This is a genomic window from Mycobacterium sp., assembly GCF_052144515.1.
In the GTDB taxonomy this organism is placed as follows: domain Bacteria; phylum Actinomycetota; class Actinomycetes; order Mycobacteriales; family Mycobacteriaceae; genus Mycobacterium.
This window is the reverse complement of sequence record NZ_JBKQQD010000192.1, coordinates 1-7,242: the sequence shown is the minus strand read 5'-3', so window position 1 is coordinate 7,242 and position 7,242 is coordinate 1. Positions and strand designations below refer to the sequence as shown.

General features: G+C 66.6%; 7 protein-coding genes and 2 pseudogenes. 2 read left to right on the top strand and 7 right to left on the bottom strand.

Going from position 1 to position 7,242, the window contains the following annotated elements; translation table 11 throughout:
• Together ACLP9N_RS13110 and ACLP9N_RS13105 are read right to left on the bottom strand one after the other, a co-directional pair.
• A partial coding sequence (locus ACLP9N_RS13110; RefSeq protein WP_442407805.1) for a phosphoribosyltransferase family protein occupies window positions 1-794 on the bottom strand: 794 nt, incomplete at its 3' end.
• Window positions 795-857: 63 nt separating this feature from the next.
• Window positions 858-1,256: a hypothetical protein gene (locus tag ACLP9N_RS13105; RefSeq protein WP_442407804.1), complete on the bottom strand. Its 399-nt coding sequence runs from the start codon at window positions 1,254-1,256 to the stop codon at window positions 858-860.
• Window positions 1,257-1,302: 46 nt separating this feature from the next.
• Here ACLP9N_RS13105 and ACLP9N_RS13100 point away from each other — a divergent pair, with 46 nt between their 5' ends.
• Window positions 1,303-2,400: a bifunctional DNA primase/polymerase gene (locus tag ACLP9N_RS13100; protein WP_442407803.1), complete on the top strand. Its 1,098-nt coding sequence runs from the start codon at window positions 1,303-1,305 to the stop codon at window positions 2,398-2,400.
• 40 nt (window positions 2,401-2,440) lie between these two features.
• On the opposite strand, the gene ACLP9N_RS13095 is transcribed toward ACLP9N_RS13100, so the two are convergent.
• The 5 genes and pseudogenes from ACLP9N_RS13095 to ACLP9N_RS13075 all read right to left on the bottom strand — a co-directional run.
• A complete protein-coding gene (locus ACLP9N_RS13095; protein WP_442407802.1) occupies window positions 2,441-3,169 on the bottom strand; it encodes a polysaccharide deacetylase family protein in 729 nt (242 codons plus the stop codon).
• 454 nt (window positions 3,170-3,623) lie between these two features.
• Window positions 3,624-4,058: a CBS domain-containing protein gene (locus ACLP9N_RS13090; protein WP_442407801.1), complete on the bottom strand. Its 435-nt coding sequence runs from the start codon at window positions 4,056-4,058 to the stop codon at window positions 3,624-3,626.
• 395 nt (window positions 4,059-4,453) lie between these two features.
• A complete protein-coding gene (locus ACLP9N_RS13085; protein ID WP_442407800.1) occupies window positions 4,454-6,496 on the bottom strand; it encodes an erythromycin esterase family protein in 2,043 nt (680 codons plus the stop codon).
• 23 nt (window positions 6,497-6,519) lie between these two features.
• Window positions 6,520-6,705: a dsRBD fold-containing protein gene (locus ACLP9N_RS13080; protein ID WP_442407806.1), complete on the bottom strand. Its 186-nt coding sequence runs from the start codon at window positions 6,703-6,705 to the stop codon at window positions 6,520-6,522.
• A gap of 36 nt (window positions 6,706-6,741) precedes the next feature.
• Window positions 6,742-6,822 (bottom strand): annotated as a pseudogene (locus ACLP9N_RS13075) (DUF1942 domain-containing protein); the annotation flags it as partial.
• 201 nt (window positions 6,823-7,023) lie between these two features.
• Here ACLP9N_RS13075 and ACLP9N_RS13070 point away from each other — a divergent pair.
• Window positions 7,024-7,242 (top strand): annotated as a pseudogene (locus ACLP9N_RS13070) (hypothetical protein); the annotation flags it as partial.

Here is a 7,242-nt window from a genome sequence, read left to right as displayed (position 1 = left end):
GCGCGGGCCACCTGGCAGGCGGCCTTTGCGGTCGCCCCGGTGGCGACGCCGTCGTCGACGATCACCGCGACCCGCCCCGCCAGCGAGATGCGGTCACGCCCGCGGCGGAAACGTTCCACGCGGCGCTGCAGCTCGGCGCGCTGCGCGTTTTCGACCGCGTCCATGTCGTGGCCGCGAAGGTCCGCCGCACGCACGACGGAGTCGTTGATGACCCGCACGCCGCCCTCACCGATGGCGCCGAATGCCAGCTCGGGCTGAAACGGCACACCGAGCTTGCGCACCACAAGAACATCCAGCGGCGCCTGCAGCGCCTTGGCCACCTCGAACGCCACCGGCACCCCACCCCGTGGCAGGCGAAGAACAACGACGTCCTGTCCGCGCAAGAAATCCAGGCGGTGGGCCAATTGGCGTCCGGCGTCGACACGATCCGCGAACAGCTTCATCCCCCGAGTGTGTCCCGCGGAACGGCTCGCCGATAAGGGAATTAGGTCCTTCATCCGGCGGATCGCCTCCCGTGCCTGCCGGGCAACCCGTTCACTCTTGTCGGGCACGATTGCGCGCGGTGTGGGTGAACAGCTGCCGGTGCAGGTTGTCCATCGCGTTGTCTTCTTCGCGCAGGCGGCAGCTTTTTCAGGATCGCGAGACAGCAGCACTTGCTGGGCGCTGTTGCCCAATTCGACTGCCACCCTGCCTATTTCAGGAAAGCAGTCACTGACTTCCTCGGCAAGCGCGTGTCGGGGGCGGCGTCGGGCGATCTTGGCCACATGCACGGCCAACGCGTTCATGCGGTCCACGTCGGCGACGATCTGAATGGAGCTGACGATGCCCGTGCTGCATCGCCACCCCGGCCAGGCTTGTCAGGGCTGGTATGGTGGCGCCCAGCTGCTGGCCTCGGCTTGTCGGGCGCTTCGGCCCTGGCGCATCATCTGCTCCAGTCTTGGGGGCAGGGTGTTGGCGAGGTCGAGCACGACCTCGACGGGTGCCGCGTCTCCGGTCCGGTCGGGGTGAGTCTGGCCGAAGCGGTGTCCGGCGGCGCCGGCCTCGACAACCTGCGCGATCGCCTCCGGGGTGGCCGGACGGCCCTCCCCGAGGAATTTCTTGAGTAACTCTCGCTGGTCGGTGTGGTCGGGCATACCCGTCATCGTCGCATGCTCGGGCACGCCGAGGGAGAGCAGCCTGAGGGTAAGCAAGTTCTTCGCCGGACGGTGCCGTAGCGCCTGCACCGGCCGGATCGTCGCCGGGACCCGCGGCGCCACACGGTGTCCAACGGTGTCGCGCCGCTAAGCTGTCGGCGGCGGCCCCATGAACTCACAGTTGGTAATCCCCGACCTCGATCCGGACGGCGACACGCTGACCGCTGCCTTGGCCTACGCCGCCGCCGGCTGGTATGTCCTGCCCGTCAGGCGCGGCACGAAAGATCCCGGCTCGGTTGTCGGCAAGAAGTGGCACGCGAAGTCCAGCCGCCATCCCAAGCAGATCACAGCGTGGTTCGCCGGGACCGATCACGACATTGCGCTGCACTGCGGCCGATCCGGCGCCGTCGTGTTCGACGCGGACGCCCCCGACAAGCTGCCCGACGTTCTGCGCCGGCACCTTGTTGCGGCGCCGTTCCAGTCGACACGGCCTGACGTTGCGGGCCGCGGGCATTACGTCTTCACCCAGCCGCCCGGGCGGACGCTGGGTAACAGCACCGGCCGCCTCGGCGGCGGCTGGGGTGAAATCCGCGGCCACAACGGAGTGATCATCGTCGCGCCCAGCCACCACGCCGATTGTGGCCGATACCAATGGGAATCGGCGGGTGTGGTGCCCGTACTGGCCGCCGAGATCGCCGAGCAGCTCGACGACGCCTCACCCGCCGAGGACGCCGTCACCGAAGCCGCCGTGGCCGCGTTCATCGCCGACCATCGGCGCTCCACCAGGCCCGCCATCCTGCACGGCTGGACCTCTGCGCTGCACCGGCACTTCAAGGCCGGGGACTCCCGGCACACCTCCACGGTCAGCGTGGTCACCGGGGCGATGAAGGAAGCCCGCGCCGGGTTCTACGCGGCCCAGGAGGCGATCGACGCACTGCAGCCGATGTTCATCGACGCCGTTGCGCAACCCCCGACGTCGAGCAGGCAGGGCGCGCCGCGCACCGGTGCGACAGCCGAATCGGAATGGGCCGGCCTCCTCGCCTGGGCAGTCGGACAGGCCAAGGGTGCAGACCTCGACGAGGTACGGGCCCGCACCGACAAGAAAATGCCCGAAAGCCCACCACCTGAGGAGCCACCACCTGAGGAGCCGCCCCCTGAGGAGCCGCCCCCTCGAGCCGCGGTCGTTCGGCCGTCCCGTGGTGAGGTCGCCGACGAGCCGCACCGGCCCGACCGTGTCGAGACCGCGGCAGGAGAAGACCTGCGGTGATCCCGCAGTTCCAGTCGACACAGGCTGGCGAGGTCGTGATTCACGAGAAGACGTCGGCCAGCGTGACGGTTCGCAGTTCGCGGCTGTTGATGATGTCGCTGAGTTGGGCCAGGCAGTGGGTAATCGGCGGCAGATTGGCATGTGCGAGCACGATCTGCTGCCGCTGGAACGTTTGTTGTGCGTTGGCGACGAGCTGGGCTTCGTTGATGGCCCGATCGTCGCCGATGTCGGCGCTCCACAGGGTGATCATGGTGTACCCGAGATCGGCGGCGACGCGGTCGGTGTCGGCCGTGTGCCGACCATACGGCGGCCGAAAGTACGGGGTGCCGTCGACGCCGTAGGTGGTGCGCAGGAAATCACCGTTGCGGCGGATCTGGTCGGTGACCTTGTCGAGCCCCATGCGGGTGATATCGGGATGGGACCAGGTGTGGTTGCCCAGCTGAACCTGACCGGAATCCACCATCGGCGCCAACGCGGGCGCATTCACCAACCAGGAGTTGTTGACGCCGTTGACGAAGAACGTCAGCCGCGTACCGGTGTCCGCGCACCACTTCGCCAAGGCCGCTACCACCTCGGCGCTGGTACCGTCATCGACGGTGAGCGCCAACTGATTTCCGCTGCCGGGCAGTCCAATTAGCACTGGATCGGGTGCCGGCACCCGATGCGCCGTTACCCCCCAGCGCACCCGGTCGGCGTGGGCCCGCGGGGAGCCGACTGTGGCGGCGATCGCTCCCACGGTCATCGCTCGCAGCAGCGTGCGTCGATCCATATTCGACAGTAGCGCAACGGGACCGACCCCAGCAGACATCACCGTGGGGGCAGACCCGGCGCCGGCTGCTATCGGGCCGGGCTGCAATTAACGGGCAACCCGTCCCACGTCGGGGCCATCGAAACCCCAGGCCTAGGGTGACCGGTAGTTCGGCGTGTGCGCTGGCGACCACCTCCCGGGCATTATCACCGAACGTGTTGCGGGTCATACGATCCGGGCCGGACACCGATGCGGGCAACTGCCTGCCGGTGGGGAATGCCACCCTCGCGCAGATACACACCCTTACCCCGATCGAGTCGGCGTTGACGTACGCACCCACGTCGCCGGTTGCGGGCGGCCCGAGTGCTGCATGATGCCGCCCGCCGGTGCCGTTTCCGGATGCGATCAAGACAGCCGCAACTCCGGTGGCATGCGGGGACGCGTGTGGTATCCCTTGCCGCCGCTGGGCGCGACTTCAGGAACTCGTGATAGCGGAGGGCGAGCAGATGGCTTTGACGAATGCGACGATGGCGTGTTCGGGCAGGTGCCGGGCGATGTCGGCTTCGCTGACGATACCGACCAGGCGATGCTCCTCGATCACGGGCAGGCGGCGGACCTGGTGTTCTTCCATGACGGTGAGCATCTCTTCGATGCTTGCGTCGGCGTCGACGTGGTAGAGGCTGCCTTGGGCGAGCTCACCGGCGGCGGTGGTGTTCGGATCGTGGCCGGCGGCGATGCACTTGATGACGATGTCGCGGTCGGTGATCATCCCGTGCAGGCGGTCGTCGTCTCCGCAGATCGGCAGGGCACCCACACCCAGATCGCGCATGTGCCGTGCCGCGGCCGTCAGCGTCTCATGTTCGCCGATACACGTCGCCTTGTCGTGCATGATGTCCTTGGCGGTGGTCATGGTGTACTCCTCATTGGTGGTTACGCGGGATTGCGTCGCCGGGCATATGTTGCGGCGCATATCACGAACGTAGGCCGACGATCAGGCCGGCTCTAGGGCCGTTGGGCCCTCTGCAGGCGTTCAGTTGCCCCGCGTCCTTGGGGGTGTGCAACGCGTGCCAAGACGCCGTGTCGCCGACCGGATCGTGTCAACTGTGAAGACGGCCCCGGAGTATTCGGGTGAAATCTCCGGGGCCGTCGGGTTGGATCGTCGGGTGTCGGGACGAGGAAAGTGTTCATCGTCAGGGTGACGATTCGGCGCCTCGCCGGACATGCGGAGTGGGAACGTTCATTGGTGTCAGACTCCGTCGGGTTTGGTGAGGCAAAGCCCTATTGGCGGGATCGCCGGTCGCAGCGCTACAGGCCGCTGGGATAGGTCTCGGGGGTTTCACCGGCGATCCACAGACTGGTCGGCTCCAGCGGCTCGAGGGCGCGTGTGGCGTCGATGTGGATCATCGCGTCGTACTGGTCGGAGGGGCGGACATGGAAGTAATGGCTCTGCCGTTCCGTCTGCGGCAGATAGATCACGCCGATAGCCCGGGCCAGACGTACCACATCCAGGGCCTTTTCCGCCGGTGAGCCGTCATGCATGACGATCAGGAAAGCGTCCTTGCCAGTCTCGTGCAGAAGCTCCTCGATGCTGCCGTTCAGGGCTGGTCGGACGGACTTGCGCTCGGCGATGCCGCCCCACTCGCTGGCCGCGGTGACGGTGCCCTGATACGTGCTGAAGCCGATGAGGCGGCATTCTTCGCCGTACCGTTCGCGGACTAGCTGACCGATGGTCAGCTGACCATCGGCGGACACCTCGGTCGCACGAGCGTCACCCACATGAGAGTTGTGCGCCCACACCACGATTCGGGCAGGTTCGGCCCCGCTGTGCCGATCCAGATGGGTCACTAGTGCGTTGAGGGTCTCGGCCATATGGGTGTCGCGCATGTTCCACGATGTCGCCCGGCCGCGGAACATGCCACGGTAGTACTCCTCGGCATTGCGCACCGTGACGGCGTTCTGCTGGGCGTAGAACAGTTCGTCCTCGGCGAGTTCGCCGTCCTGGCTTAGATAGCTCAGCGCGTTGCGTTGTAGCTCGACCAGCTGCTCGACGGCTTGACGCTCACAGGACGGCCCGGCGCCGAACGCCGCGGCGTAGCCGTAGGCCTGGCCGTCGTCGCCGGCGGAATGGTCGAAGCAGGCGTAGCGGCCTCGCGCCCGTGCCGCCGCGGTCGGGTCGACGGTGTCGAGGTAGGCGATCACCTCGTGCATCGAGCGGTGCAGGCTGTACAGATCGAGACCGTAGAAGCCGCTCTGGCGCGCCCCGTCGGTGGCACACCGCTGGTTGTGCCAGCGCAGCCACTGGGCGAAGTCGCGGACCACCACGTTGCGCCACATCCAGGCTGGGAAGCGTTCGAAGCCCTGCAGCGCCTCCTCGACGGACGAGTCGCCGCCCAGTCCCCGGACATACCGGTTCACCCGGTATGCGTCGGGCCAGTCGGCCTCCGCGGCGACGGCGTTGAAACCCTTCTGCTCGATCAGCCATTTCGTGATCTCGGCGCGGGCTTCGTAGAACTCGTGGGTGCCATGCGAACTTTCGCCGATCAGCACGATGCGAGCATCGCCGATCAACTCGTCGAGCATCTCGCGAGGCGGCACCCCGCGCGGAGCGTCGATCGCGGCGTGCAGAACAAGATCGGCGGCCCGCTGCTCGGCCAGGCCCACCGGCTTGGCCCCGGTCGTCGGGGTGGCCAGCAACTCACGGACCTCCTCGTCGCTAACCTGGTTGAAGTCCCAGAACGACTCGCCGACCGCCAGAAACGGCGTGGGCATCGAGGCGCAGACGACGTCATCGACCATCCCGGCGAATTCGCGGCAGGTCGACTCCGGGGCAGCGGGCACGGCGATGACGATATGGGCGGGCTCGCAATCGCGCAGCGCCTGCACCGCGGCGAACATGCTCGACCCGGTCGCCAATCCGTCGTCGACCACAATCACCGTCTTGCCGGTGACGTCGAGCGGTGGCCGACCGTCGCGGTAGGCGGCCTCACGGCGGATCAGCTCACGACCCTCGCGCTCGGCGATCTCCTGCAACTGCTGCGGGGTGACGCGCAGGCCGCGCAGCACATCGTCGTTGACCACGACACGGCCACCGCTGGCCAGCGCGCCCACCGCGAACTCCTCGTGACCGGGTGCACCGAGCTTGCGGACGACGAACGCGTCGAGGGGAGCGTCCAGTGCGGCGGCCACCTCCCATGCGACGGGAATGCCGCCGCGCGCCAGACCCAGGACGACGACGTCCGGCTTGCCGCGGTACGCCTGCAACAGACCGGCCAGCACCTGACCCGCCTCGCGGCGGTCGCGGAACACCCGCCTGGGCTTGTCGCCTCGCAGGCCAGTCGCTCGTGTCATAGTCGATACTCCGTTCAGGAAGACTAAGAGGGATGTAGCGCGGTCACCGGTGTATGCGTGACGGCTTCCACGTCGGACCTCGTGGCGGCAAAGAGCTGGTTGGCCAGATTGGACGGCGCCCATGTGACGGCGAGCTCGTCGCCGAACTCAGCCACCTGCTGATCAGCCGGGTTGAGCCGGACGCGACCAACACCTTCAAGCCCCGAAATCGGTGGAGCCTCGCTTGGCTGTGTTGTCTATGGCGTTCAAATCATTAGGTCTTTCATGCCGTTGTTCATGGTAACGGTGGTCGGCGGTGGTCCCGTGACGTCGAAGTGGATTCTGCCTAACCGGTGATAACGCTACTACCGCGTATCTGGTTGCACGGCTGACGCTAAGCGTGGACACAATGGTGCACGGCTACCGCTGCTCGCTCATCCAGCAGCTGGTCGATCAGCGCCGTATTTGGCGTGTGGTCGCATGACTTGGAACAGTCTGCAACGAGTCGTTCACACCGGTGGAAAACCCTTCCCACTACGGTAAGCAGCATGTCCGCAGAACAACACGCCGCGTCGATCCCGGTCATCGACATGTGGGCACCCATCGTCCCATCCGACGAGATCATTGACGATCTACAATTGGGCTTCCCGACCGAGCAGCTGCAATACCTCGAGGTGTTTACCAAGACGACGGTCAGCGACGAGCAGTTTGGCAGCTATGCACAAGCGCTGCGGCGAAGTGACGACCAGATCCTGGCAGCGCTGGAC